Source organism: Paenibacillus rhizophilus, from assembly GCF_003854965.1.
Lineage (GTDB): Bacteria > Bacillota > Bacilli > Paenibacillales > Paenibacillaceae > Paenibacillus_AQ > Paenibacillus_AQ rhizophilus.
The window spans coordinates 92,648-118,855 of sequence record NZ_RQPI01000014.1 but is presented as its reverse complement, the minus strand read 5'-3'; the positions used below and the strand labels follow the sequence as shown (position 1 = coordinate 118,855).

The window sequence follows — 26,208 nt, the reverse complement described above, 5'->3', positions numbered from 1 at the left end:
GGAAAGGGCTGAAAAGTTTGCTTTCACGTTATCTGGAGCTTGGTTAACCTTTTGGAACCGCCGTATGCGGACCCGCATGTACGGTGGTGTGAGAGGACGGGGGCTTACCGCCCCCTCCTACTCGATAGCCTGAGCGCCTCCATAATTAAATTGTGGTTAATTATAGTAGTATATAGATTGATGTATTATTTGGCGTTCTATGGGAGTGAGTTCATGGAATACATAAAAATATTTTTTATAAATACGGCGCTGCTGATAACATTGGCCTATCTGGCGAACTTGGTGTTCAAGCATACCATTTCCCATGCTTCCGAACAGACCAAGCAGGCAGCCTGGATCATAATGGCGATATTCGCAGGCTGGCTCAGCTCTTTTTTCGGGTATAGGCTGGATGACAACGTTATTTTCGATTTGCGCTACGTTCCGCTGATTATCTCCGCCATCGCTTATCCGCAGCCGCTGCTACTGATTCTAATCGGAGTAAGCACCGGCCTGCTGCGCTTTACTTTCGGCATCAATGCGGCGGCGGGGGCGGGAATGATCAATTTGTCCATTTTGGGATTGATTTGCGCGGCTCTTTCTCCATGGATTCGCCGTTCCCCCGTATCCATGATTGCCAAGGGTCTGGTTGTCGTTCTGACGGTCAACTTCTTTAACGCGGTCAACATCATCATATTCGGAGTCATTCCCTTCTATGAATATGTATCAAAGATTATGCCGATTACATTCCCGGCTGGAATGGCGCTCAGCATTCTGTTTGCGCTGATTGCCCGCGATTTCCATCTGGAGCACCGGCGTATGCTGGAGATTGAGCAAGTCAATGCGCTGCTATCCGAGCAGACGAATGAGCTTCACAAGAACAAAATCATTCTGGAAGAACGGGCGAAGCAGCTTATGCTGGCTTCTCAATATAAGTCGGAATTTCTGGCGAATATGTCGCATGAGCTGCGAACTCCCCTGAACGGGATTATCAATCTGTCGGAGCTTATTGCGGAGAACGACGATTCGATCGACAGAGAGGAGATTCAGTCTTACGGCAGCCTTATTCACCGCTCCGGTAAGGATCTGCTGCTGCTGATCAACGATATTCTGGATTTGTCCAAGGTGGAGGCGGGGAAGCTGGAGATCGTGCATGAGGAGGTCAATGTCAGCGAGCTTCCCGCGATGCTCTTTGAGCAGTTTGATGTTGTCGCGAAGCAGAGAGGACTTGATTTTACGATTAAGCTGGAGGAGGGCCTGCCGGAGACAATGGTCTCCGATCCGCAGCGGATGCAGCAAATTCTGCGCAATCTGCTCTCGAACGCGTTCAAGTTTACCCATAAGGGCGGCGTCTCGCTGACCGTCCGGCGGGAGAAGCGCCGGCAGGGGGCGCGAGAAGGATTCTGGATTGTGTGGGAGGTAAAGGACACTGGCATCGGCATCGCGAAGGACAAGCATCTGAGCATCTTCGAGGCGTTTCAGCAGGCGGACGGGACGATCAGCCGGCAGTACGGAGGAACCGGTCTGGGCTTATCCATCAGCCGGGATCTTGCCCGGTTGATTGGAGGTTTTATTACGCTTCAGAGCCAGGAGGGCAAGGGCAGCGCGTTCTCTCTGTACCTGCCGGCAGCGGGCCAAGACAAGGCATAAAAACTCCAATTTTATTTGTAAGTCTGACGTATTGACGCTAGGCCGAAGCGGAGTAGAATGGAGCAATAGCCGCGTCAAAGGAGTGTTGCCGTTACGATCAACATCGTGAGAAACCGCCCCGAAGCCTCTCCTCCCAAAAGAAGAGGCCGCAAATTTTCGACATACCGAAGAAATCTGCATATGGCCACATGGGAAGGCGTACCTTCAACCATTTTTCAGGTGCTGCTTCAAGGGCAGTTTCTGACCGGTTTCCTGCTGTATCTCGGCGCGACTTCCGGACAGATCGGTTTTGTGATTGCGCTTACCACGCTGGTGAATGTCGCGCAAATCGGCGTAGCTTTTCTGATTCAGCGGCTTCCCAGCCGCAAGTGGGCGCTCGTCGCCTTTGTCTCCATCCACCGGCTGCTGTGGGCCTCTACCGGACTTGTCCCGTTTCTTTTTCCCCGTCCCTTTTGGGTTAGCGCCTTCATTGGGCTGTACGCCCTTGCTTTTATAGCGAATACCGCCGGCGCTGTGCTGTGGAGCTCGGTTATCGGCGATTTGGTTCCGCCGCGTGTGCGGGGCCGTTACTTTGGTATCCGTAACACTCTGCTGAACGCTTTGGGGAGCCTTGTCGTATATGGGGGAGGCGTGGTTTTGGACCGCTACCCGGAAGCGCAGGGATTTCTGATCTTGTATATCGTGGTGTGGATATTTTCCACGGCCAATATTGTTGTGTTCTTCTTTTATCCCGACGTGCCTTTTGAGAAATCGGATGAAAGAAAGTTTGTGCCGATGTTTAAGAAACCGCTTCATGACGGACTGTTTATGAAATCGACGCTGTTTCTCTCGCTCTGGCTGCTGCTGCAAAATGTGACCGTTCCTCTATATTCCTATGTCATGCTCAAGTTGATGGACATTAATTACCAAACGCTTTCGCTTCTTAATGTGTCCCAGACCGTGTTCATGATGGCGAGCTTCTATTTCTGGGGGAATCTGAATGCAAGGTACAGCAACAAGCGCCTTCTCTTCTGGACGCTGCCCATCATTGCGGCTTCATCGCTGCTGTGGGGGCTGTTGTCCGTCTTTCCGACACTTCCGGTGCTGTTCGCTGCGCATATCGTGTTCGGAGTGGGAGTAGGCGGATTTAACCAGCTGGCCTTCAATTTCATTATCGGGGATACGCCTAAAAAAGAGCGTCCGATGTATATGGCGATGTACGCGGCGCTAACCGGGCTGGCGTCGTTCTTTGGACCGCTGATCGGCGGGAAAGTGTACGAGTGGATCGTAGGATGGCCGCATGGGTTTCAGGTGTACGGAATGCAGCTTATCGTAGGGGGGCTGATGATCGCGCTGATTGCGCTGCTGGGGCGCCGTATATTGAAGGACGTCTAAACCTGGCGCGGACTTGCGCGGATGAGACTCCCGGCTATTATAACCGAAGGAGAATGTTCATGAACAAAACGGCAATGGTGCTTGGAGCCACCGGACTCGTTGGAAAGGCGGCTGTGGAGCAGCTTCTGCGTGAAAATTGGAAGGAAGTGCGGGTGCTCGTTCGCAGGCCGCTCGCACTCCGCCATGACAGGCTCAAGCAGACGGTAACCGACTGGGAGCGGCTGGAGCGGTACGGCGATCTGTTCGAAGGAACGGACGCCGTATTCTGCTGTCTCGGGACGACGATCAAAAAAGCCGGATCGCAGAAAAATTTCGAGCGCGTCGATCTGGAATATCCCCTGAAGGCGGCAGAGCTTGCCCAGAAAGCCGGAGTCGGACAATTTCTGGCGGTATCCTCCATGGGGGCGAATCCGCATTCGCGTAATTTCTACAGCCGGACCAAAGGCCGGATGGAAGAAGGCTTAAGCCGGTCGGGCTTTCCGGGGCTGCACCTGTTCCGCCCGTCCTTGCTGCTGGGAGAGAGGGAGGAGTCCAGACCTTTGGAGCGTTCCGCCGCCTGGCTCATGACCAAGCTGGATTTTGTTATGGTCGGCAGGGCGGCCAAGTACCGTGCTATTAAGGGAGAGACCGTTTCGCGTGCCATGGTCCATATTGCTGCGGCTGATCCGAAGGGACTGCATATCTACCCGAATGACGTCATTGGGGTGCTTGGAAAGGACTTTGCCGCCGAGTCCGGTCCGGCTTGGGACGATGAGAAAGGTTTGCAATAAAGAGAGAGAACGATTTACAATGATGACGTAAATAGATGAATGGGAGGAAATTGAGAGATGAGCAAAAAGCAGGTAGCTACGTCTAAAGCGCCGGGGGCCATCGGTCCTTACAGCCAGGCGATCACCGCCGGAAATTGGGTATACACCTCGGGTCAACTGGGATTGGACCCCGTTACGGGCGAACTGGCGGGGGATGTACAGGCCCAGGCGCGCCAGTCGCTGGCGAACGTACAGGCCATTCTGGAAGAGGCCGGAACTTCGCTGGACCACGTTGTGAAGACGACGGTCTTCCTTAAGGACATGAACGATTTTGCGGCCGTGAACGAGGTGTACAGCAGCTTCTTTACGGAGCCTTATCCGGCGCGGAGCGCGGTTGAGGTCGCCCGTCTGCCTAAAGACGGACTCGTGGAGATTGAAGTGGTAGCTCGCAGAAAATAACAGGGGCATCCTATTCCCGTATTGAAATCCGGACTCCAGTCTTATAGGGGGCCGATTACGAATAAAGCCTTTCCCGGCAGGACTGCGGTAACTCGGCAGGAATGCGGGAAAGGTTTTTTTGTAAAAACGGGTTTCCGGTCGTTGACATTCTACCTACTAGTAGGTATACTCAAGGCAAGAGGTGAAGACATGAACCGGTCCGAGCATATTATAAACGTTGCAAATCGTCTGATTCTGGAGAAAGGGTACAGTGCTTTCAGCTATGCGGATGTAGCTGCCGAAATCGGTATCCAGAAGGCGAGTATCCATTACCACTTTCCCTCCAAAGCTAACCTGGTGCAAAATGTGGTTGGCAGGTATCGGCAGGAAGTGCGGGCAAATCTGAGCATGCTGAATTCCTTGACTGACGACCCCCGGGAGAAACTGGAACAGTATTTGTCGTACTGGGAGTCATGCCTGCGGAGCAGGGCCATGGATATTTGCCTGTGCGCGCTGCTTGCCTCCGAGATTCCGATTCTGCCCGAAGAGGTGATCGGCGAGATTCGTGAACATTTCCGGGATTTAACCGACTGGCTGGCCCGGCTGCTGCGGGATGCAGCCGACAAGAACCGGTTCACCGGGGATGGCGAAGCCATCGAGGAAACGGCTCATGCGATTCTGGCTTGTGTACACGGCGGGATGCTGGCTTCAAGGGCATTTAACGATGCAGGGCAGTTCGACATGGTGAAAAAACATATGCTGCCATTGATTGCGGCGAAGAGAGTCACGGCGTAATTTTTTCAAACAGAGAGACAAATTTTTTTAGGCTGAATCTACCAACTAGTAGGTAAAAACAAACTAAAGGAGAAGATTGCAATGAAAAAACCGACGATTGTATTTATTCACGGAGCCTTTGTCACACGGGCAAGCTTTGAGCCCCTGATGGGGTATTTCAAGGACAGAGGCTTTGAAGTCTTGGCGCCGGCCTGGCCTTTCCACGGTCAGTCTGTGCCCGAGCTGCGGGACCGTCCCGAAGCCGGACTGGGCAAGCTGGGGCTTGAGAATCTGACGGATTACTATGCCGGAATTATCCGGGCGCTGCCGGAGAAGCCGATCATCATCGGCCACTCCTTCGGCGGACTGCTGACGCAGCTGCAGATGGACCGCGGGCTGGGGCTGGCGGGGATCGCTATTAATTCCGCGGGCGCCAAAGGCATTGTCGCAGCCGCTTATCCGACCACGGCGCGTTCCATCTTCGGAATCCTGTCCAAACCTTGGCGAAAAACCTTTATGATGTCCTTCAAGGAGTTTCAGTACGCCTTTGTTCATACGCTTGGCAGAGCCGAGCAGGAGCGGGCTTACCGGGAGCATGTGGTGCCGGAAACGACGCGAATCTTTTTCCAGGGAGCCGTCGCCCCGTTCGCTTCAAGCAGCCCGTTCAAAGTGGACTTTAACAACGGCAGCCGCGGGCCGCTGCTGATGATTGCCGGGGAAGTGGACCGGATCGTTCCCGCCAGCCTGGTCCGCAAGAACTATGGCTTATACAATCAGCAGTCGGGGGCCGTTACGGAATACAAGGAATTTTCCGGCCGCAGCCACTGGATTATCGCGCAGCCGGGCTGGGAAGAGGTTGCGGACTTCATAGACCATTGGCTGAAGAAACAGCTGCCGGCCTACATTGGGTAAGCGTTCAAGAACATAACCAGAGGCAGTACGACAGCGGAAATTCGGCGGCAATCCGGCCGGCCAGGCATACCTGGCCGGCATCTTTGCGTTCCGGCGCATTTACTATGTACAGCCGTACGACCCCAAACGGGGATGTGAAGTCCCGGGTGAGCACGCTGAAGATTTTGACGGAAAAAATGATCTGCCGTCACGAAAATGAGGCGCGCAAAATCGGTGAATTTGCCGTAATTTCGCCGGCGGCTCAATATGCGGACCGCGAAATATGCAGAAATGTTTTTAAATCCCGGCTTTTTCGTATAAGATGGAGATAAAACCTTTTTTGGAATTTCGGGAACTCTGCATTGCAGAAATAGATATAGAATGATTACTTTTCCGGCGAAACGGCTGCCGCTTGCGACTTCGGAGCGGGATGTCCATTTTGGCCTGTTCAAAAAGACAGGAGATCACGATGACTAAGCATCTGTATGCAATGTGGTTAGGGGATGTTTTATTTTGCTTCTCCGGTGAGACTTCGGAACCTAAAGTAGATGCCTGGACTCGCGTGGTCAAGCGGCTGGAGCTGGGCGGCGGGCAGCGTCCGTTCGCGGGAGCGGCGCTTCGTTTGGCTGAAGTGAAGTACCCTGCGGCCAGAGCCGAGGGCAGAGCGTCCCGGCGGCCGATGTCCGGACGAATGCTCGAAGGGCTTGCCCTGTCTCCGAAGGACGCGTTCGAGCTGCTGCTCGCCTGGGATGAAGCGCTCTGCGAGAAGCAGGGCATCGATCCCGGGGGAGAGATGGGCTACTGGGCGGCGGCGGCGCGCTTTGCGCTGGAGCTGCTCGCCACAGGCGGCATCGCGCCGGGCGCCGTGCCTCCGCGGCCGGCGGGCTCGCGGCGGCGCGGCGGGGAACAGGCGGCGGAAACGTGCTGGATTCCCGTCCTCAGGGAGCCGGGGCAGCGGGAAGCCTTTCTGCAGTTCGCCGCCTCTATGCCGGTGCTGGCGCTAAGCTCGTCAGCCTTGCAGGGGAGTGAACCGGCCTCCCGGGAAGAAGCCGGGGCGGCGGTGCTGTACTCCTTCCTGCAGGCGGTAATCAACGCGGAAGTCAAAGGGGTCGTGGCCGGAATGGAGCAGCAGCTCGCTCCGTATAAAGCCAATTACCGGCGGGGCCGGTCGCCTTTGACGGAGCTATGGTGGAACAGCCTGCTTACGGGCAGCCGCGACATACCGGTTCAAGGCACGCCCGCCGAGGTGATGGAGCTGCTGGGGGCGGTAAACGCCTCAGCGTCCGGCAATATTCCGTGCTTCGGAGCGGCTGAGGAGCAGAGCGGCCAGCTCGGCCTCGGACTGAGGCTGGAGCCGCCGAAAGAGGACGGAGAGATATGGCGGCTCTCCTTCTGGGCCGAGGGACGGGAGGAGAGCGGATTCTGGCTCCCGGCAGCGATGATCTGGAGTAGCGGGGACCGGGAGTTTACGCTCTGGGGCAAACGCTACAAGGGAATTCAGGAGCAGCTCCTTGCAGCGCTGGGCCGGGCTGCCGAATGGTCGCCGGATATTTCACAGGCGCTTAGGATTCCCGCCCCGACCGGCGTGAACCTTGAGCCGGAGCGGCTGTATTATTTCCTTAAGGAGACGGTGCAGAAGCTGACCGCCCGGGGGATTACCGTACAGCTGCCTTCGCGCTGGAGCAAGGAAGGACGCCGCCGGATCGGCATGAAGCTGAAAATGCAGCTGCCGGAAATTCCGGACGGTACGCAGGCGCTTGCGCTTGGCATGGAGGCGCTGGTGTCCTTCAAGATCGAGGCTTCCCTCGGCGAAAGTTCCGTCAGCGCGGAAGAATTGGGCGCACTGCTGGCGGCAGGGGTCCCCTTTGTAAAATTCCGCGGGGAATGGATCGAGGTGGACCCGAAGGAAATCCGCCAGGTGCTCCGGTATATGAAACGCCATGAGAGCGGGGAAATGTCTACTTCCGACTGGATGCGTCTTGAGGCCGAGGCGGGAGAGGACCGGCTGTGGAAGGGAATGCCCATTACAGGCATGGAAACGATCGGTCTATTGGCCTCGCTGATGCGCGGGGACACCGTGCAGAGCCTGCCAGCGCTGCCGGTTCCCGAGGAACTGCAGGGAACGCTGCGGCCTTACCAGGAACGGGGTTACCAATGGCTGAGCGTCATGGGCGAACTCGGCTTCGGCGTCTGCCTCGCCGACGATATGGGCCTTGGCAAGACGATACAGGTCATCGCCAGTCTCCTCAGACGCGGGGCCGAGGACGACAAGGCTGTCGGACAAGGCGGCAGGCGGACGGAGCACGCGGCAGGTACGAAGCGGCCGGACCACGGTCTGCGCGGGCACAATGCCGCAGGCGGCGATCCGGTTCTGATTCTGTGCCCGACCTCGCTGCTTGGCAACTGGCAGCGGGAGCTGCAGCGATTCTCGCCCACGCTGAGCGTCTATATCCATCATGGAAGCCGCCGAGTGCGCGATACCGCCTTTCAGGAGCAGGCGGCCAGCCATGATATCGTGCTGACCACTTATCACTTGGCCGGCAGGGATAGCGAGGATCTCGCCTCGGTATCATGGTCGACCGTTGTGCTGGACGAAGCCCAATACATCAAAAATTACCGGACCAAGCAGGCGCAAAGCGTCATGCGGCTCGAAGCCCATCACCGGATCGCAATGACCGGAACGCCGGTGGAGAACAGGCTTGGAGAGCTGTGGTCGATTTTTCATTTTCTGAACCCGGGCTATCTCGGCACCTTTCATTCATTCCGCGAGCGTTACGGGACCGGCGAAGGGACGGAACGGCTGCGGGAGCTGCACCGGCTCGTGTCGCCTTTTTTGCTGCGCAGACTGAAGAGCGACCCCGACATATCCAAGGATCTGCCGGAGAAGCTGGAGCTGAAATCCTACTGCGCGCTGACGGAGCAACAGGCGCTGCTGTATCAGAGCGTTGTGAACGAAATGCTGAATACGATCGGCGAAAGCTCGGGTATGGCGCGGCGTGGACTGGTGCTGTCTTCCCTGACGAAGCTGAAGCAAATCTGCGACCATCCCCAGCTCTTCCGCAAAGAGGAGGGCCGGCACAGCCGAAACGAACCGTCCGGCAAAATGGAGACCATGTTCGAAGTGCTGGACAGCATTTCGGAGCTTGGGGAGTCGGCGCTCATTTTTACCCAGTATGTGGCGATGGGCGAACTGCTGGTGAACAGACTGGCCAAGCGCTACGGCAAGACGCCGCTGTTCCTGCACGGAGGCGTTTCGAAGCGGGACCGCGACGAGATGGTGCGCTCCTTTCAGGAAGAGGAAGGGGAGGGAACGGCATTCTTCGTCCTGTCGCTTAAGGCGGGCGGGGTAGGGCTGAACCTGACCCGGGCCAATCACGTCGTGCATTACGACCGTTGGTGGAATCCCGCAGTCGAGAATCAGGCGACGGACCGGGCTTTCCGGATCGGGCAGCTTAAGAACGTGCAGGTCCACAAGCTGATCTGTCAGGGAACGCTGGAGGAGAGAATCGACGAACTGATCGAGCGGAAAAAGAACCTCTCCGAGCAGGTTGTCGGCTCCGGTGAGAATTGGCTGACCGAAATGTCCGATCACGAGCTGAAGGAATTGATCGAGCTGCAAAACCAAGACTGGATGTAGCCAAATCGCAAATAAAACGAATGAAGCAAGCCGCGGAGGGTAGATATGACGGAGACGATGAACATGGTGCTGAAAGCTGTGCCGGGAGTGCTTACGGCGGTATGGACGCCCGTATCCGGCACGGCTGCAGGGGGTCATACGGGCGGCGGCGGAGCTGCGGGTCCGCAGCAGGCCTCCCCGAAATTCCGGCAGGTCCTGAAGATGGAGGTATGGCCGCTTTCCCGGCGCAGGGAGGCGGTCGAACGGCTTGCTGAGAGTCCGCAGGAATTATACGGGCTGCTCAAAGGGCGCCTCCCCGCATGGCTGGCTGAATTCGGGCTGTGGCCGAACGAGTCGGAGCTTGCGGTTCCGGATACGAATGACGAAGCCGCCAATAAAGAGGCAATGGCGAAGGTAAGAGAACGGCTGGCGAAGGAGCCGCTGACCGCGCTCGCGCTTCGCGGCCTGCCGAAGGGCGAGCTGACGGACGAGGTCTTCGCTCTTTGGGCCAGAGGCGAGGCTGAAGAAGCCGGGTCGCAGCCTGGAGCCGGACTGTCCGCGGAGCTCGCGAGGCTGGAGAAGAAAGGCCCGGCGGTGTCCGCCGGAGAGTGGATGGCGGAGGCCGCGGCCGAAGGTTCGCTTCACCAGCCGGGCCCCGCGTTCCTTGAAGTCCGGGATCGGCCTGTTCCCGGCTCTCCATCCTTCCCGCCTGCGATGGAGGACTGGAGGCCGCTGCTGCCGAATGTGCCCCGCGCGCAGGAAGGGCTTGAGCTTATCATGCGGCGGGCGGCGGAGACTGCGGCCCGGAGGGTGGCGAATCTGGAAAAATGAGTCCATTCTTGAGACTATTCTATGGATAACGGCTGCTTCCGAAATGAAGCGTATACGTGAAAGGGAAGAAGCCCCGCGGCTAATGGAATGATGCCGCGGGGCGTTTTTATGTAAATATAAGACTTTATAAGCTTTGCGCCTATCGTTGGCCTTATATTTCTACGAGAAACGGATGCCCTCCTCCTGTGAGGATGGCGCAGCCGTTTCTTCTTGCCGATGGGTATGCACTACAGCTTCCCGGACATTCGGGCAAGCCTCAGATCTTCTCTTAAGTGTCCTATAGCCTTAAGGCAGTTCCAGAATCTCTCTGCGCAGACGCAGCATTCTCTTGTCCAGCTCGTCGGCGGCGCGTGCGGCGCTCTTTAGCTCTTCCGCAACATGTGGCGGAAGCTGCTTGTCGTATTTGTAATAGAGAATATGCTCCATGCTCGCCCAGAAATCCATGGCCAGCGTGCGCAGCTGGATTTCGGCCTTTACCCATTTGGTTCCATCCAGAAGAATGAGCGGCACGGCGACAATCACATGCAGGCTCTGGTACCCGTTCGGCTTCGGCTGGGCGATGTAGTCCTTGATTTCCAGCACCCGGATATCGTCCCTGGTGTTAATATGATCGGCGAGCCGGTAAATATCTTTGACAAAAGCGCAAACAATCCGCATGCCGGCGATATCGTGAATTTGCGTTTCAATATTCTCGAAGCTGAAGGCGTATCCTTTGCGCTCCAATTTTTGCAGGATGCTCTTCGGCTCCTTGACCCGGCATTTGATATGTTCAATCGGACTGTACCCGTCACGCATTTTCCATTCGGTCTTCAGCGTCTCGATTTTGTTCTCAAGCTCTTTGAGGGCGAGTCGGTAAAGGGCGGGCATTTTCTTGAATTCGCCAAGCTGCCTGGACAGATCCTCGTTCAATTCTAAGCGGCCCAAATCCTGGACGTGAACCTGCAGTTGATCCAGTGTAAGTAATCTGCTTTCTTGTTCTTTCACGGATACTCTCCCGAATTTAAGTATTTATCATCTCCTTCATTTTAACCGATGTGGTGCCCCGGAAGCAAAATTTTCCACTTGTATCCAAATCACAAACCGCCCCCCAAAAAAGGCGCTTTGAGCTTATACAGGGACAACTACCGCATTTCGTCAAAAAACTACCAAGTACATATGCGAAAGACTTCGGAATTATCCGATTAATGTCGAACAGGCGCATACGGGAGATTTATATCGAACATTCACATCCAGAACTTAAAGCGCTTACTTATTGGTGGGCGATCCATCCTCGCCGTATCCTTTGTCGTGGTAGCCCGTATTCTCCAGCTTGGGGAGAACGTTCAGGCTGACGATCATTCTCCGTGTTTCTTCGGTGCCATGCTCCCATAAAAAGCGGTACAGCCTGACGGTCTTGTCGTCGAATTGATTGGCGGCATCGTCGTGATCGGCCGATTTATAAGGCACAAAGGTGCGGCGGAAGGCATATTCGTCTTCCCGTTCCAGCTCCTGAAGCCTGCCCTGCAGTTCGGAAAGCCCGGTGTCGTCAAGCTTGACCTCGAACTCGCCCGATTCGCCGCGCATCTCCTGGATCAACCCGTGTTTAAGGGAAACAAAGTAGCTTTTTTTATCGTTGTCCCGCACGACAATCCCTCCATCTTGGGTAAGATTTGCCAGAATCGTTTTTAAGTATTATACACAAGACGACAAATAATGAATCTGGCGTGCACATTTGGTATGATAGAGTCATAGTTTCCGGCGGCGCCGGGTGCGGATGCTTGTTTGACCCAGTTATCAAGTGGAAACGGATACCCTTCTGCCGGAAGGGCTGCCGTTTCGTTTTCGCCGGTGCTATTTTTGGCTCATTGTGAGAAGGGGGACTATCGATGAATCTGTTGCAGCGCATTAAAGACGGAGCCAACCGGGTTAGCGAAAAAGCGCAAAACTCCGTGGAAATCGGCAAGCTGAACAGCCAAATTTCCGATATTGAGCGCGAAATGGAAATTGAATTTATGAAGATGGGCAAGATCTTTTATGAGGGATACCGCTCCAGGGATTTATCGCTGGCTGAAGGTAAAATGACAGAGATGTCCCGCTCCTGCCTCAGACTTCAGGATAAAATCGACGCTCTGCGCTCGCGCATCGCCGAATTGAAAAATGAACGGCTCTGCAAATGCGGATATATTGTCGCGCTGGACGCGAATTTCTGTCCGCACTGCGGACGCAAGCTGGAGCAGAACGTAAGCGCTCCTGCCCCGGTTATTTATGATAAGGAACCTGGTCTGCAAACGGATGAACCGGACAGAACGGGGACAGCGGCGGGTCCGCAAAAGGAACCGGAAGAGCCTTATGGCTATATGTCTCCAGAGAGCGAAGATGAGGAGCTTCCGCTCCCGGTTCCGGTGGAGGAGTACGCCGGGAATGTGCAGGGAACGGAGCGTGAACGCCGCCTGGCCGATGAACTCGAGCGGGAGCGGGAAAGACAGCTTGAGCTCGACCGGCGCATCCGGGATTGGCAGGCAAAGGGTTATGAAGAAACGGAAGGCGACAGCGGCCCGCGCGAGATGGTGAAATGCCAGATTTGCCGGGCGGACCTGCCCAAAGGCTCCATGTGGTGTCCGCGCTGCGGATCCGAACAGATTTAGCCTTGCATTCAGCCAGCCTTGGGGGGGACGATAGGAATGGAACAATTGCTGCTGCATCTGCGCAGTCTGGGCTTTACGGAAATGGAGTCCAAAATTATGGTGGAGCTGGCGGCGATAGGTCAATCATCCGGATACGAGGTGGCGAAGCGTCTCGGCGTCTCCAGGTCCAATGTGTATGCTGCGCTCCAGCGCCTGACCCAGCAGGGATATGTACGCTGCGGCGACGGAGAGCCAGCCAGGTACAGCGTTCTGGCCCCGGAAGAGTTGGCCAAGATGATCTCCGGACGGGTTCAGGCGTCTCTCTCCTTCGTAGAGAACGAAATGCCGCGCGGCGGCTCGGTCAGCACTACATTTTATAATGTGGAAGGCGAGCGCAATGTAATGGATGCGCTGATCCGCCAGCTTAACGCAGCGGAGCATGAGATCATCGTCGATGTGTGGAGGGAAGAAGCCTCGCTGCTTCGCAGCGAGCTGGAACAGGCCGAGCGGCGCGGGGTGAGGCTCCTCTGGGCTTTCGACGGCGGCAATGCCGCAAGCCCATACCTTCCGTGGCCGCCTCTTGCAGAGATGGAGGAATCCGAAGGGCGTAAATTCTCGTTCGTGGTCGACCGCCGGTGGTGCATGCTCGGTACGAGCGGGGGCAGAGTGAACGGAATGGCCCAGGCGGTTGTGACGGAACACCGGGTGCTGGTGGATCTGCTGCTGGGCCATTTTATGCAGGAAATGGTGCTGTTTGAGCTGGAGCAGGATATGGCGCCCGAACTGGAACGGCGCTACGGCCATCGCTACCGGAGCATATACCGCAAATACGTCGGAAGCGATGACGAAGAAGAGCGGATGGAGGCCCGGACTCCGGGGAACACTCGGGATGGATACTAGCCTGAACCGGAATATGCCAAATCACGCCAGGGAGGTGAAGAAGAGTGGAGTGTATCGTACATTTTGAAGTGCTGCATTCGAAAGGGCCGAAATCGCTGAGGGGTCTGCTGTTTCTTGACGAGGGAACGGCTCCGTCCGAGAGCCAGCTGATCGAGATGTTTAAGGACATGAAGTTCAATGTAAGGCTGGACGACCGGGAGAAGTTGATATTCAAGCCGGTGGACCCGGGTGCCGAATATTCCGAGATCCGGATAACCGGCTATGACGCGGATGGCAAAAAATCCGGGGAAGATCATGATTTGAAATCGATCGTCAGCAACCTGCTGCCGCCGAAGCCGCCAGGTCTTTGAGCCGGCCGCGAAAGGCCCATTTTCTCCTCGCTGGACCTGAGGGAGAATGGGCCTTTCCTGCAGCCGAATGAATCAGGATAAAGAAGGAGGAGTACATATGAAGCTCTTGAAGCAAAAGGTGATAAATGAAGGCATTGTGCTCGCCAAGGGTGTCTTGAAGGTGGACTCTTTTTTGAATCACCAGATGGACCCGTTCCTGATGCGTGAAATCGGACGCGAGTTCAAGGCGTTGTTTGCGGAGGAAAAGATTACGAAGGTGCTGACTATCGAATCCTCGGGCATCGCTCCGGGCATTATGACGGCGCTGGAGCTTGAAGTCCCGCTTATATTCGCCCGCAAGCAGAAGTCTCTGACCTTGACGGAGGATATATACGTGGAGAAGGTCTACTCATTCACCAAAAGAGAGACCAACGAAATTACCGTCTCCAAAAAGTTCATCGCTCCCGGCGAACGGGTGCTGATCGTTGACGATTTCCTGGCCAACGGCGAGGCCGCCTTCGGCCTGGCACGGATTGTGGAGCAGGCCGGCGCCGCGGTGGCCGGAATCGGCATCGTGATTGAGAAGTCGTTCCAGCCGGGGCGCGACCTGCTGCTGAAGGCGGGCTACCGGGTGGAGTCGCTGGTGCGTATCGCATCGTTGGAGGACGAGAGGGTGGTTTTTGTCGGGGAGGTGTAGGCCGGTCCGAGCCATGCACCGGGGACGCGCGGGGCGAGACGGTGGCGAGGCAGAGGCGCCTCGCCACGGTAGCCGGGCTGAGCGATGGCCGGGAAGGCGCTGGGGTAAGACGGTGCCGAGGCCGTGACGCCTCGGCCCAGCAGCCGGTCTGGCTGATCGCAGGGAAGTCGCTAGGTGAACCCGTTTGATTCAGCGCACTGAGGACTCGGGCGGTGGTTATCAGAAGAAAGGGCAAAGGGAGCGATCCATGTGTGCGCTTGCTGCCATTACAGGGAAAAAGTCCCGCTTATTTTAGAGTAAATCGCTCTTTTCGGGAGGGTAAAGGGAAATTCTCCTTTTATTTTGAGCGAAAACCTCTTTTCCAGCCTTTTTCCCCGAATTTAGACGGAGAAATTCCTTCTAAATCAATAAAAAGAAGATGGATGCTAAAATTAGAGGGAGTTTTTCCCTGTAATCCCCAAGGCCACCCCGTTTTCGGCCGGGAAGTTGGATTCCTCATGTAATTGGTACCCGGGGCAATGGACACGCAAGAAATAAGCAGCCGTTATGGGGGGCGGAAATTGCCCGTTCATAACGGCTGCTGTTCTGTTAACGCTTCCGGGGAGGGCGTTGTAAGCCGGGAGGCGGGAAGGCCCCCAGGCCGGAGATAAGGGCCAGCAGGCCGGAGATGAGACCTTCCCGGCCTCCGGCGACCGTGTCCGGCGTGCGGAGGCGCCTTCCTGCACGCTTGCGCTCCGCCGGCCTGACCTGGCTTGCGCTCCGCCGGCCTGGCCCCGGTCTGCGCCGCCTGCGTCAAGCGCCGCCCTCGCGGCCTGCGCCCACCTGGGCCTGGGGCGCCGGGTCCGCGGCTGCCCAGGCCCGGGGCGCCAGCACGGTCAGCGCCCCCGGCTCGCAGCGCACGGCCAGCGCGCCGCGGCCGAGGCTCTCGCCGTCGCCGATCGCCGGCCGCTCGCGCTCGAAGCTGACGGCTGCGCTTGTCCCGCGCAGCATCGTCACGAAGGGCAGCGAGACATGGCTGCCCTTCAGCACCGTCGGGAACAGCCGCAGCAGCTGCATGCGGCTGCACCCGTACACGACGCAGACGTCGAGCCGGCCGTCGTCCGGCCTTGCCTGCGGCGCGATGAGCAGCCCGCCGCCGTAGCTTGGCAGGTTGCAGACGGACGCGAGCCAGACGTCCTCGAAGGTATGCTCCTGCCCGTCGCAGACGATGCTGGCCCGGCAAGGCTTAAAGGTGATCAGCGTATGCAGAATGCCGATCAGATAGGCCAGCCGCCCCGCGTGCAGGGCGTTGCACACCCGTTTGTACCGGCTGGCATTGACATTCTCGGCGACCTGGGCGTCGAATCCGCTGGCGACGGCGGTCAGCGTATAGCCGTTCCCGGCCAGCAGATCGACCGGAACGCGGATACCGCCCAGCGCAGCATCGAGCGCGGCCTTCGGCTCCAGCGGAATGCCGAAGGCGCGCGCGGTGTCGTTTCCGGAGCCCGCAGGCACGATACCGAGCGGAACGCCGCGTGTTCTCAGCGCCTCCAGCACGCTGTGTATCGTTCCGTCCCCGCCGATCACTACACAGGCGCTCCAGTGCTCCCGGCCCGAGAGCGCCTGCATCACATCACTGCCGGCGCTTGACGCGCTCTCGGTGTGCAACGCTTCATACTCCGCTGCCCGCTCTTTCAGCAGCCTCTCGATCCGCAGCCAGGACCTCTGCCCGGCTCCTCCGCCGGAACGCGGATTGATAACAAACAAGTACATTCATTTTCCCCCAGGCCCAAATTCATGCTGTTGTGCTCTTCCATTGTAACGAAGGGAAGAGACAAAAAGGAATCCTTTTCATGAGTATCGAAAGGAAGGGACTAAGGGGAATCCTTTCATGAAGCGAAAAGAGCTTACAGACGACGCAGCTGCCGCTCCGAGATATCGCCGGCCCAGGGCAGCTTATACCAGTTGCCCCGGAGGGCATGATAGGTCATCAGCAGCCAGATTCCGAAGCTGCACAGGAAGATGAGCGCCGCAAGCAGCGGGCCGATGAAAGGCAGCAGACCGGCCAGAACATGGCCGACCATCAGCGCGCCGTAGGCCAATAACGACTGGAGGGAGTGGAATAGCACGAACCGGCTGCGCTTCTCCAGGGCAAGAAAGACGATGCCTCCGGCGAAAGGGAATAGATAGCACAGGGCAGCCGCAATATAATCCGGCAAGCCGACGGATGAACGAAAAGGGGACAAGGGCTTCACTCTCCTGTCATATGAACAGAAAGCACCCGCGGGCATAGGCCTTACACGGGCGCTTCCTCTATACAAGCGTATGAGCGGGGCGGACAAAGTATGAGCAGCGTCCGCTTGACGCCTGCCGCCATCCTGCCAATCCGCCATGCCTATCCTGCTGTCCATCTCGCCAACCCGCCTCAGCGCCTGTTGATTCATCCTGCCAAACCGTCTCCGTCATGCCTATCTTGCTGATCCATCTCGCCAACCCGCCTCAGCGCCTGCTGATCAACCCTTCTAATCAGCCCAGCCCATTCATCCCGTTAAATCCTCTCGCTAATTCAGCCCGCTATCCCGGTGATTCGCCGCCGGGTGTTCCTGTAACCATTCCGCTCCGGCAGCCGCCAACTGTCTGCCATTGCCTATTACCGTCCGCCGTCTGCCAATGCCGGAATAATGTATTTTTCAACCAGTTTCCGGGGATGCTTCCAGTGGCTGGTCCTGCTCTCCGCCGTAAAGACGATGACGGCGGAGAGCTTCGGCAGCAGCAGAATCTGCTGTCCCCCGTGCCCGTGGGCCAGCGAGAACGGCTGTCCCGACATGGTGCCGGTCCAGAATTGAAAGCCGTAATCGCCGTATGCCGGGTAGCCGGCAGTCTGGGCGGTCAGCGCCTGGTCCAGCCAATTGGCCGGGATGACCTGCCGCCCAGCGTACATGCCGCCGTCCAGAAGGCAAAGGCCGATTTTGGCCATGTCGCGCGAGGTCAAATGCAGGCCGATATGGCCCATGCTGTGGCCTTCGGGACTCGGCAGCCAGGCGGCGTGCGCGATGCCCAAAGGGGCAAACAAATGGTCCATGGCATAGGCGAAGGCGTCATGGCCCGTCGATTCCGTCAGCATCATGGAGATCAGATGCGAATCGGGGCTGCGGTACTGAAAGGTGCCGATGTTCTCCGGCACGATCGGCAGGCCGAGCGCAAAGGAACCCCAGCGGCGGCTGCGGTGAAACTTGTGGATCAGCGGCTCGCCGAGCCTTTTGCCGGTCTTCCAGCCGAAGCCCGAGGTCATCGTCAGCAGATGTCTGAGCGTAATCATCGGCAGCTGCTCCGAATGCAGGTAAGGGACATGCTCCCCCAGCGCCTCGATAACGGGAACGCCGGGTTCCGGCATATCTCCTCTTCCGATTGCTATTCCGGCCAGCAGAGAAGTAACGCTCTTCGTGGCCGAGCGGAGATCGTTCAACAGGGCGGCGTGTCCTTCGCTGTAATATCGCTCCCAAATTAATCGGCCGCGGCGCGCGATAAGCATGCTATGCATTTTCGGATATTCCCGCAGCGCGGTCTGATGGGCCTGTTCCAGCCGCTCCGCGCAGGTTCCCGTATCTTCGGGCTTCGCCATGGGAATGTAGGGGACGGAGGCATGCGGAGAGCGAAGCAAGGTCACCGCCGGTTTCATGGAGCGCTCCTCATGTTGGACCTTATCAACGAAGTCAGCAACTGTGTATACATGGCGTTCCCCTTCCCGGCCCCGACGTAGAGGTCATGGTTTCGTCAATCGGGTGCTGTGCTATGTGCTGAATTTTCAACTTTTTAATATAGGTTAACCAATTATTTTCAGAAATTCTCACACTTGACTTATCCGCTGCAGAGAATTTATGCTGTAGTAGAACGTACGTTCCAAAAGATTCGTAAAAAAAATTTACCATGTAGGCATTTTACGGGAAAGGTGGAAGTTGGGCGGGAATATGATACAATAAAACGATAAAGCCCGAAAGGAGTGATTCAAAGACTTGGCTTTTCGGGTAATCACAGTGTCAAGGTGTTAATTAACACCGGAAACTCTCAGCCCAAATCGCGACGAACCTGCTTCACCGATTCCGATACGAAGGTCCTGGCTCCTGCCGGCTGATCGCGGAGGATCGATAAATGCAAGCGGCATTCGGTCTTATGGCATTTACGCGCCCTTGCATTTCGAAGTTATGGCGGACTTTTCATCATGCATTCTCTACAACGGAGCATTCATTTTCAATGTTTTGGGAGGGAACTGATCATGGCAAGCAAAGGTCACAACGAAGTCAAGGAAAGTCTGCGGGAAATGACACGTATTTTCCGACCCAAGGATCCGAAGAAATTCGTCAAAGAGTATGTCCGTAAATACCGGATAACGGGAGGCTATGAGGAAGAACTCACCATGGTCGTGGAGCATGAACTCGTAAGAATGAATTCGTCTGTCTCTTAACCGTCCATCTGTTAATTCCGAAAGGATTCTATAAACCGTGATTTGCGTATGCCGCAGAGAACGGTTTTTTTGTGCTTCATGTAAGCTCATGGATTCAAAGCCCGATAATTTGTCAAATGAATATTAGGGAAAAAGGAATTTGTAAGCGCTGACACACATCCATTATTAATAATACCGCTTTCAGAAACCGATTGCAAATACTGAATTGACAAGCTTTTTTCTTATTTTGAAATAGTTGTGAACGATTGACAAAACAGACCCTGAAAATTATATTAATAGTGATTGTTATAATTGACAGCGCAGGATAAGTAACCTAATTGAAATCGGAAAAAGCGGGGTTGATCTATGATGAGAACGTGGCACTCTGCAAGGCGGCTGCTTCCCCTGATCGCGGTTTTCGGAACGGTTCTCGCCGGCTGCGGCCGGGAAGACCTCTCGGTCTTAAGGCCGCAGGGGCCGGCCGCGGAAAGCTCGCTGGGACTTATGAAGCTTGCGATTTCCATCATGATTGTCGTGCTGCTGATCGTTTTTTCCATCGCGGCTTATGTAATGATCCGTTTCCGCCGCAAGCCGGGGCAGAATGAAATTCCGGAACAGATCGAGGGCAGCTTCAAGCTGGAAGTGCTCTGGACCGTGATTCCGCTCATTCTCGTTATCGTGCTGGCGGTTCCGACGGTGAGGACGGTATTCGCCCTGGGCGACAATCATTCTGGTGACAAGAACGCGATCAAAGTCAAAGTGACAGGCCACCAGTATTGGTGGGAATTCGAATACCCCGATTACGGCATCAAGACGGCGCAGGATCTCATTATTCCCGCAGGCAAGAACATTGCCTTTGAGCTGGCGACAAAAGATGTGCTGCATTCCTTCTGGGTCCCCTCTCTTTCCGGTAAAATCGACACCAACCCGACCGGAGCAACTAACCGGTTCAGCTTCAGCGCGCCGAAGGAAGGCGTATACCGCGGCAAATGCGCCGAGCTGTGCGGACCTTCCCACGGGTTCATGGAATTCAAAGTGAAAGCGGTTAGCAATGATGAATTTAAGCAGTGGATAAAGGCGCAAAAAGCGCCCGCGGTGCTTCCTGAAGATCCGGCGCTCGCCCAAACCTTCAAGGAGCAGTGCCTGAAATGCCACGCGGTCGGCGATCAGGGGCTGTCGGTAGGACCGAATCTGACCGGCATCGGCTCCCGCGAATCGGTGGCCGGTATTCTGCTAAATGACGACACCCGCCAGGACGGCGCTCCCGTGGAGGAGAATTTAAAGACATGGCTGCATGATACGCAAGGCGTTAAGCCGGGCAACCTTATGCCCGACCCCAAACAGGATATGGGCCTGACGGACGACGAAATCGATCGGATCGCCGACTATTTGGCCGGCTATAAATTGAACTAGTCACGGCAGCCCTTACCAAGCGGTATATTTGAAAAGGGGGTACGAACCTTGGCTCAAGCAGCGCATACCTTGGATCACCCGAAACCTCTCGGGCACGGCGTCAAGCGGCATACCGGGCTGATGGACTGGATTACGACCGTCGATCACAAAAAAATCGCCATTCTGTACCTGTGGGCCGGCGGATTTTTTTTCGGGATAGGCGGGATTGAAGCGCTCCTTATCCGGTGGCAGCTCATTAAGCCGATGAACAATTTTCTGGACGCCCAGACCTTCAACGAACTGATTACGATGCACGGCACGACGATGATCTTTCTTGGCGTCATGCCGGTTATTTTCGCCTTGATGAACGCAGTCATCCCGCTGCAGATCGGCGCGCGCGACGTCGCTTTCCCTTTTTTGAACGCGCTGGGCTTCTGGACGTTTCTGTTCGGCGGAGTGCTGCTTAACCTCAGCTGGGTTATGGGCGGGGCGCCCGATGCGGGCTGGACGTCCTACACGCCGCTGTCAACGTCGGCTTACAGCGGAACGCACGGCGTCGATTTTTACACCATCGGCCTGCAAATTGCCGGCCTGGGCACCCTGATCGGCGGCATTAACTTCTTGGCGACCGTCATTACGATGCGCGCGCCGGGCATGTCGTTTATGCGGATGCCGATGTTCGCCTGGACGACGTTTATTACGTCCGCCATTATTTTGTTCGCTTTTCCCGCCATTACCGTCGGCCTTGTGCTGCTGACCTTCGACCGGATACTCGGCGCGAACTTCTTCGAGCCCGGAGCGGGCGGCAGCCCGGTGCTCTGGCAGCATATTTTCTGGATTTTCGGCCATCCCGAAGTCTATATTCTGATTCTCCCGGCCTTTGGCATCATCTCCGAGGTTATTCCGACCTTTGCCCGCAAGCGGCTGTTCGGCTACAGCTCCATGGTGTTCGCGACGATCCTGATCGCGTTCCTCGGATTCATGGTGTGGGCGCATCATATGTTCACGACCGGACTTGGCCCTGTGGCTAACGCTCTCTTCGCCGTATCGACGATGCTGATCGCAGTTCCGACAGGGATCAAAATATTCAACTGGCTGTTCACGATGTGGGGCGGTTCGGTTCGCTTTACCACACCGAACCTGTTCGCTTCCGGCTTCATTCCGACGTTCACCATGGGTGGCGTGACCGGCGTTATGCTGGCATCTGCACCCGCGGATTTCCAGTTCCACGATACGTATTTCGTCGTGGCGCACTTCCATTACGTTATCGTCGGCGGCCTTGTGATGGGCCTGTTCGCGGGTCTGCACTACTGGTGGCCCAAGATGTTCGGGCGCATGCTGAGCGAGACTTTGGGAAAATGGACCTTCTGGACGTTCATCACCGGTTTTCATCTGACCTTCTTCGTTCAGCATTTTCTCGGCCTTATGGGCATGCAGCGCCGGGTATTCACCTACCTGCCGAATCAGCATTTTGACACGCTAAATCTGGTCAGCACGATTGGGGCCGGACTGATGGGCGTCGGCACGCTGATCTTCCTGGCCAATATCGTGATCACTTCAAGAAAGCCGATGGATGCGGCGAACGATCCCTGGGAGGACGGCCGCACGCTGGAGTGGAGCATCCCGTCGCCGCCGCCGGAATACAATTTCAAGCAGACTCCGCTGGTGCGCGGGCTTGACGCTCTCTGGAAGGAGAAGGTAGCGGGGAACAAGGGGATGACCCCTGCCGAGCCGATCGGGCCGATTCATATGCCTTCGGCGACGCCGCTGCCGTTCATCATGTCGGTGGGCATTTTTATCGCCGGGCTCGGCTTCATGTTCAGCCGCGACGATTTCGGCGGCGGATTTGTCAGCTTTTTGTTCAACAACTACATTGTGACCGGGCTGGGTCTTCTTATTACTTTCGGAGCGATGCTGATGCGTTCGCTGTACGACGATCACGGCTGGCATATCGAGCCGGAAGAGCTGGAAGGAAGGTGAACCGGATATGACAACGACGCATGCAGAACCCGTCCACGGCGGCCTGCCGCATGAGCCGGAAAAAGCGACCGCCGAAGGACGCAACAAAGTGCTTGCCTTCTGGCTGTTTCTCGGCGGCGAGGCCGTGCTATTCGGCACCTTGTTCGCCACCTTCCTGGCGCTGCGAAATCAGACCAACGAAGGGCCGACGGCTAATGAGCTATTTCATCTCCCGCTCGTTGCGGCGGCGACCTTCTTCCTGCTCGTCAGCAGTTTGACCAGCGTATTCGCGATTCAGGCGATGCATCGGAACCGTCCGGCGCTGCTCCGGAATTGGCTGCTTGTAACCGTGGTACTGGGACTATGCTTTCTGGGGCTGGAAATTTACGAATTCAGCGAATATGTAAGACATGAAAAATTCGGCATGACCACAAGCGCATTCAGCTCGGCGTTCTATACGCTGGTCGGATTCCACGGCGCACACGTCGCATTCGGCATTTTGTGGATTTCGCTGCTGATCGGCCAACTGGCCCGCAAGGGATTGACCGTAGTGACCGCGCCGAAAATTTACGTATCCGCCATGTACTGGCATTTTATCGACGTGGTGTGGGTCTTCATCTTTACGATTGTATATCTGCTCGGAAAGGTGGGCTAGGCTATGGCCGCTGAACAGCATACACGGGATAACGGCGTGAAGCGCCGCCACCGTCAAGAAGGCCCGCAGAAGCATATTATGGTTTTCGTCCTCTCGGCCATATTGACGCTTATCGCTTTTGCGGCGGTGGCGGCCGGAGGGGTCAATGTGGTCTTTGCAGTCATTCTGCTGCTAATCATGGCCGTGATTCAGGTTTTTTTGCAGATGGGCTACTGGATGCATTTGAAGGATAAGGGACATATGATGCCGATTATTTTCATGCTGGGCGGTTTCCTGATCGCCGGAACCTGCATCATTATGGCCTTGTACTGGGTCTGGTGGGATTAGCGGAACAAGGGGCGGGCCGGGGGCCTGCCTTTTTTCGGAATGGAGCTCTGTCCGGGCTCTATCGTCAAAGGGGATGAACAAGCTTGTGAAGACAAAAGGCGGGGCTCCTCTGTTGGGGGATGGCTGAAGCTGGTTTTGTGGGAAAAGGAAAAGTCCATTTCGTAACCAGAGCTTAGAGGCTTTGCTGAATACGCAGGAGCCGGCAGAGGCCATAGTTCGCGATAGCCTGTGCGATGACACGATGACGGTCGTCCGGAATGGCTGAACTGGAAATTCTCCGTCTTATTTGAGGCGGATGGACCGGAATGGTGGATTATAGCGGAAAACCTCCGGTTTAATTCACCGAAAACCGAAGGTTTGGCCGTTTTCGCTTGAATGAGAGGGAGGAAATCCCGTTTAATAGCGGAAATCGTTCGAAAAGGCGAAATAAGCAGGAGGTTTTCCCTCATATTCGAAAGCGGCTTCAGGAATGAGGTCCGCAGCGGCGGTAGAGGTAGGCTGGTATGCTGTGAATACGGGGAGTCGTGGCAGAGGTAAGTGGGTTTGTAGTTATGGGTGGAGGTGGTATCTGCACATTCAGGAGCGGTGCGAGGTAGGCTGGTATGCAGCGTAGTCGCGGCAGAGTTAGCGGGTTTGCAGTTACGGATGGAGCAGGAGTACTCCGCATACGGCGAGCGTCCGCTAAGCCATGCAATGGCTTCGGGTATCCGCCAGCGCCGGGACAGGTGATTCATTGACGTACTTCCAAACGCGGGGAGGCTTGAACGATGCTCGGACTGAACGTGTTCAGCTTGGCCGATTTATGGAGCCCGCTGTTTCTGGCTGCGGTGCTGGTTGCGCTCTCCTGTTATTTCGTGCTGATCGGCCCCTTGTCGGGCCGGTTTGGTATAGCGGAGTCAGTGCCCCTGCGGCGGTGGATCTTCTTCGTCGCAGGGATGGCGGCGCTCTATTTAGCCCAGGGCGGGCCGGTCAGTCTGCTGGGCCATCTCATGTTCTCTTTTCATATGCTCAGCATGGCGCTCTCCTATTATGTTGCCGTCCCGCTCATTATGCTTGGCATTCCGGTGGAGATATGGCGGTCCGCTCTTAAAGTCAATCCCTTCGGGCGGCTGGCCTTTCTGGCTCATCCGGTCACGGCGGCGCTGCTGTTCAACGGCCTGTTCTCCCTGTATCATATCCCGGCGGTTCATGATTATGTGATGCTGCATTTTGCCGTTCACCGGCTGTATTACGCTGCTTTGTTTGTCGCTTCGGCGCTGATGTGGTGGACGCTGATCCGTCCGCTGCCGGAAGGGGACCGTTGGAACGGGCTGGCCAAGACAGGATTCATCTTCCTTAATATGGTGCTGCTGACGCCCGCGTGCGGGCTGATTATTTTTGCCGACAAGCCGCTTTATGCGACGTACAGCGACCCGGATGCCTGGGCCAGAGCGATGGGCTACTGCGTTTCGGGCGGCGGCGCGGCGCTGCTGCGGTCTTTTGGCGGACCGGCGTTCTTTGAAGTGTTGTCCCCGAGAGTAGATCAGCAGGTCGGCGGCATTGGGATGAAATTCATTCAGGAAGTTATTTTTGCCTCCATGCTTGCTTCTGTGTTCTATCACTGGTATAAAAAAGAGAACAGGCAGGACGATGACGAGCTTCCGGACTCTTCCGGGGTGAAAGCCGCGAACTGACCTGTGCATCTGCCGGTGAGGTCTAGGAGGACGGACATGGATATATTCACAGTGTTTCCAACGATCAGCACATCGTTCATCGTCATCAGCGCGGTGCTTGTGGCTATCGGCTGGGGACTCATCATTAAGGGCAAACGCGAGGCGCACAAAAAGACGATGATTGCCGGAGCGATTTTTGCGGTGCTGTTCTTTCTTGTGTATGCGTCGAGAACGGTATTTGTGGGCAATACGTCATGGGGCGGACCGGAGAGCCTTTCGGGGCTGTACCATGTATTTCTTATTTTTCACATTGTGCTCGCAACCGTCGCCGCCGTATTCGGCATCACGACGCTGACGCTGGGCTTCAAGGCCAAGTACGCGAAGCACCGCAAATGGGGCAGAGTGACCTCGGTGATCTGGTTTATCACGGCCGTAACGGGCGTGGCGGTGTATGTGCTGCTGTACTTGATGTATCCGGGCGGGCATACGAAGCCGGTGTGGCAAGTTATTTTAGGCGCGTGAAGGCGTCCGCTCAAAAAGCATGCGAACGGAAACCGCGGCCTTGCCGCTGCGGAGGTTGAAGAGCTATCCCTGTTGTGAAGCGGTGTTAACCCGCTTTGCCGGGGGTGGCTTTTTTTCAGGACAAATTGAAAAAGTGATGAATAGTAAAGGAGCAGATTTTTTTTGTTGGTGTTTTACTAAGTGGATTAATTATTATAGTGCTTAATATATTCTCGCTTTTTTATATGAATATATCTTTGCCTGTTAATAGAATTACATATGTGCTATTCATAATGATATTTATTTTGCTTGGATTCAAATTTGTCATAGATAATAAGAAATATGGATATCTTTTTTTTGTTTTTTCTTTTGCTATGTTAATCATAGGTGTAATTAGATGGGTTTATTAGCATTATGACCAATATATCAGCGGTAGAGGGGGCGACGGCATAACATAAAGGGCGCCCTGCC

Annotated in this window: 26 protein-coding genes; 20 read left to right on the top strand and 6 right to left on the bottom strand. The window is 56.0% G+C overall.

Going from position 1 to position 26,208, the window contains the following annotated elements:
* Nucleotides 1-213 precede the first annotated feature (213 nt).
* The 8 genes from EH198_RS19665 to EH198_RS19630 all read left to right on the top strand — a co-directional run bounded on the left by EH198_RS19665 (nucleotide 214) and on the right by EH198_RS19630 (nucleotide 10,302).
* Nucleotides 214-1,629 (top strand): ATP-binding protein, encoded by a 1,416-nt coding sequence (locus EH198_RS19665; RefSeq protein ID WP_124697217.1) that lies wholly within the window; start codon nucleotides 214-216, stop codon nucleotides 1,627-1,629.
* Between the two features lie 180 nt (nucleotides 1,630-1,809).
* A complete protein-coding gene (locus tag EH198_RS19660) occupies nucleotides 1,810-3,003 on the top strand; it encodes an MFS transporter (protein WP_124697216.1) in 1,194 nt (397 codons plus the stop codon).
* A 59-nt stretch (nucleotides 3,004-3,062) separates the two neighbouring features.
* On the top strand, nucleotides 3,063-3,773 hold the full coding sequence (locus EH198_RS19655; protein ID WP_124697215.1) for an oxidoreductase: 711 nt from the start codon (nucleotides 3,063-3,065) through the stop codon (nucleotides 3,771-3,773).
* Between the two features lie 57 nt (nucleotides 3,774-3,830).
* The gene (locus EH198_RS19650) at nucleotides 3,831-4,211 is read left to right on the top strand and encodes a RidA family protein (protein WP_124697214.1); all 381 of its coding nucleotides are present in this window, start codon (nucleotides 3,831-3,833) and stop codon (nucleotides 4,209-4,211) included.
* A 189-nt stretch (nucleotides 4,212-4,400) separates the two neighbouring features.
* Nucleotides 4,401-4,985 carry a TetR/AcrR family transcriptional regulator gene (locus EH198_RS19645; protein WP_124697213.1) on the top strand — a complete coding sequence of 195 codons (585 nt, stop codon included), beginning with the start codon at nucleotides 4,401-4,403 and terminating at the stop codon, nucleotides 4,983-4,985.
* Nucleotides 4,986-5,066: 81 nt separating this feature from the next.
* Nucleotides 5,067-5,876, top strand: coding sequence for an alpha/beta hydrolase (locus EH198_RS19640; protein ID WP_124697212.1), 810 nt, complete (start codon nucleotides 5,067-5,069; stop codon nucleotides 5,874-5,876).
* 448 nt (nucleotides 5,877-6,324) lie between these two features.
* Entirely contained in the window at nucleotides 6,325-9,492 is a 3,168-nt protein-coding gene (locus tag EH198_RS19635) for a DEAD/DEAH box helicase (protein WP_124697211.1), read from the top strand.
* Nucleotides 9,493-9,537: 45 nt separating this feature from the next.
* On the top strand, nucleotides 9,538-10,302 hold the full coding sequence (locus tag EH198_RS19630; protein ID WP_124697210.1) for a hypothetical protein: 765 nt from the start codon (nucleotides 9,538-9,540) through the stop codon (nucleotides 10,300-10,302).
* 285 nt (nucleotides 10,303-10,587) lie between these two features.
* Here the strand turns inward: EH198_RS19630 and EH198_RS19625 are convergent, their stop codons facing one another.
* Nucleotides 10,588-11,169 (bottom strand): GTP pyrophosphokinase, encoded by a 582-nt coding sequence (locus EH198_RS19625; protein ID WP_124697232.1) that lies wholly within the window; start codon nucleotides 11,167-11,169, stop codon nucleotides 10,588-10,590.
* Between the two features lie 378 nt (nucleotides 11,170-11,547).
* Complete coding sequence (locus EH198_RS19620) at nucleotides 11,548-11,925, bottom strand: hypothetical protein (RefSeq protein WP_246014456.1); 378 nt, start codon at nucleotides 11,923-11,925, stop codon at nucleotides 11,548-11,550.
* 242 nt (nucleotides 11,926-12,167) lie between these two features.
* Between EH198_RS19620 and EH198_RS19615 the strand changes: the two genes are divergently transcribed.
* The 5 genes from EH198_RS19615 to EH198_RS24805 all read left to right on the top strand — a co-directional run bounded on the left by EH198_RS19615 (nucleotide 12,168) and on the right by EH198_RS24805 (nucleotide 15,019).
* The gene (locus tag EH198_RS19615; RefSeq protein WP_124697209.1) at nucleotides 12,168-12,926 is read left to right on the top strand and encodes a zinc ribbon domain-containing protein; all 759 of its coding nucleotides are present in this window, start codon (nucleotides 12,168-12,170) and stop codon (nucleotides 12,924-12,926) included.
* Nucleotides 12,927-12,962: 36 nt separating this feature from the next.
* Nucleotides 12,963-13,805, top strand: coding sequence for a TrmB family transcriptional regulator (locus EH198_RS19610; RefSeq protein WP_124697208.1), 843 nt, complete (start codon nucleotides 12,963-12,965; stop codon nucleotides 13,803-13,805).
* A 44-nt stretch (nucleotides 13,806-13,849) separates the two neighbouring features.
* Complete coding sequence (locus EH198_RS19605; RefSeq protein WP_124697207.1) at nucleotides 13,850-14,155, top strand: hypothetical protein; 306 nt, start codon at nucleotides 13,850-13,852, stop codon at nucleotides 14,153-14,155.
* A gap of 97 nt (nucleotides 14,156-14,252) precedes the next feature.
* The gene (locus EH198_RS19600; protein ID WP_124697206.1) at nucleotides 14,253-14,831 is read left to right on the top strand and encodes a xanthine phosphoribosyltransferase; all 579 of its coding nucleotides are present in this window, start codon (nucleotides 14,253-14,255) and stop codon (nucleotides 14,829-14,831) included.
* Nucleotides 14,832-14,872: 41 nt separating this feature from the next.
* Nucleotides 14,873-15,019 carry a hypothetical protein gene (locus EH198_RS24805; RefSeq protein WP_185702981.1) on the top strand — a complete coding sequence of 49 codons (147 nt, stop codon included), beginning with the start codon at nucleotides 14,873-14,875 and terminating at the stop codon, nucleotides 15,017-15,019.
* A 604-nt stretch (nucleotides 15,020-15,623) separates the two neighbouring features.
* On the opposite strand, the gene EH198_RS19595 is transcribed toward EH198_RS24805, so the two are convergent.
* The 4 genes from EH198_RS19595 to EH198_RS19585 form a co-directional block, all read right to left on the bottom strand.
* Entirely contained in the window at nucleotides 15,624-16,583 is a 960-nt protein-coding gene (locus tag EH198_RS19595; protein ID WP_124697205.1) for a diacylglycerol/lipid kinase family protein, read from the bottom strand.
* A gap of 134 nt (nucleotides 16,584-16,717) precedes the next feature.
* Nucleotides 16,718-17,056, bottom strand: coding sequence for a DUF4870 domain-containing protein (locus EH198_RS19590; RefSeq protein ID WP_124697204.1), 339 nt, complete (start codon nucleotides 17,054-17,056; stop codon nucleotides 16,718-16,720).
* Between the two features lie 67 nt (nucleotides 17,057-17,123).
* Nucleotides 17,124-17,303: a hypothetical protein gene (locus EH198_RS24400; RefSeq protein ID WP_148091521.1), complete on the bottom strand. Its 180-nt coding sequence runs from the start codon at nucleotides 17,301-17,303 to the stop codon at nucleotides 17,124-17,126.
* 157 nt (nucleotides 17,304-17,460) lie between these two features.
* Entirely contained in the window at nucleotides 17,461-18,489 is a 1,029-nt protein-coding gene (locus tag EH198_RS19585) for a serine hydrolase domain-containing protein (protein ID WP_124697203.1), read from the bottom strand.
* Between the two features lie 594 nt (nucleotides 18,490-19,083).
* Here EH198_RS19585 and EH198_RS19580 point away from each other — a divergent pair.
* The 7 genes from EH198_RS19580 to EH198_RS19550 all read left to right on the top strand — a co-directional run bounded on the left by EH198_RS19580 (nucleotide 19,084) and on the right by EH198_RS19550 (nucleotide 25,758).
* On the top strand, nucleotides 19,084-19,272 hold the full coding sequence (locus tag EH198_RS19580; RefSeq protein ID WP_019913840.1) for a hypothetical protein: 189 nt from the start codon (nucleotides 19,084-19,086) through the stop codon (nucleotides 19,270-19,272).
* A gap of 345 nt (nucleotides 19,273-19,617) precedes the next feature.
* Nucleotides 19,618-20,664 (top strand): cytochrome c oxidase subunit II, encoded by a 1,047-nt coding sequence (gene coxB / locus EH198_RS19575; protein ID WP_124697202.1) that lies wholly within the window; start codon nucleotides 19,618-19,620, stop codon nucleotides 20,662-20,664.
* Between the two features lie 120 nt (nucleotides 20,665-20,784).
* Nucleotides 20,785-22,623, top strand: coding sequence for a cytochrome c oxidase subunit I (ctaD, locus tag EH198_RS19570; RefSeq protein WP_124697230.1), 1,839 nt, complete (start codon nucleotides 20,785-20,787; stop codon nucleotides 22,621-22,623).
* Between the two features lie 7 nt (nucleotides 22,624-22,630).
* Nucleotides 22,631-23,257, top strand: a complete 627-nt coding sequence (locus EH198_RS19565; protein ID WP_124697201.1) for a cytochrome (ubi)quinol oxidase subunit III — start codon at nucleotides 22,631-22,633, stop codon at nucleotides 23,255-23,257.
* A gap of 3 nt (nucleotides 23,258-23,260) precedes the next feature.
* Nucleotides 23,261-23,584, top strand: a complete 324-nt coding sequence (locus EH198_RS19560; RefSeq protein WP_124697200.1) for a cytochrome C oxidase subunit IV family protein — start codon at nucleotides 23,261-23,263, stop codon at nucleotides 23,582-23,584.
* Nucleotides 23,585-24,351: 767 nt separating this feature from the next.
* A complete protein-coding gene (ctaG, locus tag EH198_RS19555) occupies nucleotides 24,352-25,257 on the top strand; it encodes a cytochrome c oxidase assembly factor CtaG (protein WP_124697199.1) in 906 nt (301 codons plus the stop codon).
* A gap of 36 nt (nucleotides 25,258-25,293) precedes the next feature.
* The gene (locus EH198_RS19550) at nucleotides 25,294-25,758 is read left to right on the top strand and encodes a DUF420 domain-containing protein (protein ID WP_124697198.1); all 465 of its coding nucleotides are present in this window, start codon (nucleotides 25,294-25,296) and stop codon (nucleotides 25,756-25,758) included.
* Nucleotides 25,759-26,208 lie beyond the last annotated feature (450 nt).

Excerpts from the sequence above, each read along its gene's own strand:
- EH198_RS19580 (WP_019913840.1), top strand. The coding sequence starts at position 19,084 with ATGGCAAGCAAAGGTCACAACGAAGTCAAGGAAAGTCTGCGGGAAATG.
- EH198_RS19565 (WP_124697201.1), top strand. The coding sequence starts at position 22,631 with ATGACAACGACGCATGCAGAACCCGTCCACGGCGGCCTGCCGCATGAG.
- EH198_RS19655 (WP_124697215.1), top strand. The coding sequence starts at position 3,063 with ATGAACAAAACGGCAATGGTGCTTGGAGCCACCGGACTCGTTGGAAAG.
- EH198_RS19650 (WP_124697214.1), top strand. The coding sequence starts at position 3,831 with ATGAGCAAAAAGCAGGTAGCTACGTCTAAAGCGCCGGGGGCCATCGGT.
- EH198_RS19560 (WP_124697200.1), top strand. The coding sequence starts at position 23,261 with ATGGCCGCTGAACAGCATACACGGGATAACGGCGTGAAGCGCCGCCAC.
- EH198_RS19660 (WP_124697216.1), top strand. The coding sequence starts at position 1,810 with ATGGCCACATGGGAAGGCGTACCTTCAACCATTTTTCAGGTGCTGCTT.
- EH198_RS19595 (WP_124697205.1), bottom strand. The coding sequence starts at position 16,583 with ATGTACTTGTTTGTTATCAATCCGCGTTCCGGCGGAGGAGCCGGGCAG.
- EH198_RS19665 (WP_124697217.1), top strand. The coding sequence starts at position 214 with ATGGAATACATAAAAATATTTTTTATAAATACGGCGCTGCTGATAACA.
- EH198_RS19585 (WP_124697203.1), bottom strand. The coding sequence starts at position 18,489 with ATGAAACCGGCGGTGACCTTGCTTCGCTCTCCGCATGCCTCCGTCCCC.
- EH198_RS19625 (WP_124697232.1), bottom strand. The coding sequence starts at position 11,169 with ATGCCCGCCCTTTACCGACTCGCCCTCAAAGAGCTTGAGAACAAAATC.
- EH198_RS19645 (WP_124697213.1), top strand. The coding sequence starts at position 4,401 with ATGAACCGGTCCGAGCATATTATAAACGTTGCAAATCGTCTGATTCTG.
- ctaG (WP_124697199.1), top strand. The coding sequence starts at position 24,352 with ATGCTCGGACTGAACGTGTTCAGCTTGGCCGATTTATGGAGCCCGCTG.
- EH198_RS19550 (WP_124697198.1), top strand. The coding sequence starts at position 25,294 with ATGGATATATTCACAGTGTTTCCAACGATCAGCACATCGTTCATCGTC.
- EH198_RS19610 (WP_124697208.1), top strand. The coding sequence starts at position 12,963 with ATGGAACAATTGCTGCTGCATCTGCGCAGTCTGGGCTTTACGGAAATG.
- EH198_RS19615 (WP_124697209.1), top strand. The coding sequence starts at position 12,168 with ATGAATCTGTTGCAGCGCATTAAAGACGGAGCCAACCGGGTTAGCGAA.
- EH198_RS19635 (WP_124697211.1), top strand. The coding sequence starts at position 6,325 with ATGACTAAGCATCTGTATGCAATGTGGTTAGGGGATGTTTTATTTTGC.
- EH198_RS19630 (WP_124697210.1), top strand. The coding sequence starts at position 9,538 with ATGACGGAGACGATGAACATGGTGCTGAAAGCTGTGCCGGGAGTGCTT.
- EH198_RS19640 (WP_124697212.1), top strand. The coding sequence starts at position 5,067 with ATGAAAAAACCGACGATTGTATTTATTCACGGAGCCTTTGTCACACGG.
- ctaD (WP_124697230.1), top strand. The coding sequence starts at position 20,785 with ATGGACTGGATTACGACCGTCGATCACAAAAAAATCGCCATTCTGTAC.
- coxB (WP_124697202.1), top strand. The coding sequence starts at position 19,618 with ATGATGAGAACGTGGCACTCTGCAAGGCGGCTGCTTCCCCTGATCGCG.
- EH198_RS19600 (WP_124697206.1), top strand. The coding sequence starts at position 14,253 with ATGAAGCTCTTGAAGCAAAAGGTGATAAATGAAGGCATTGTGCTCGCC.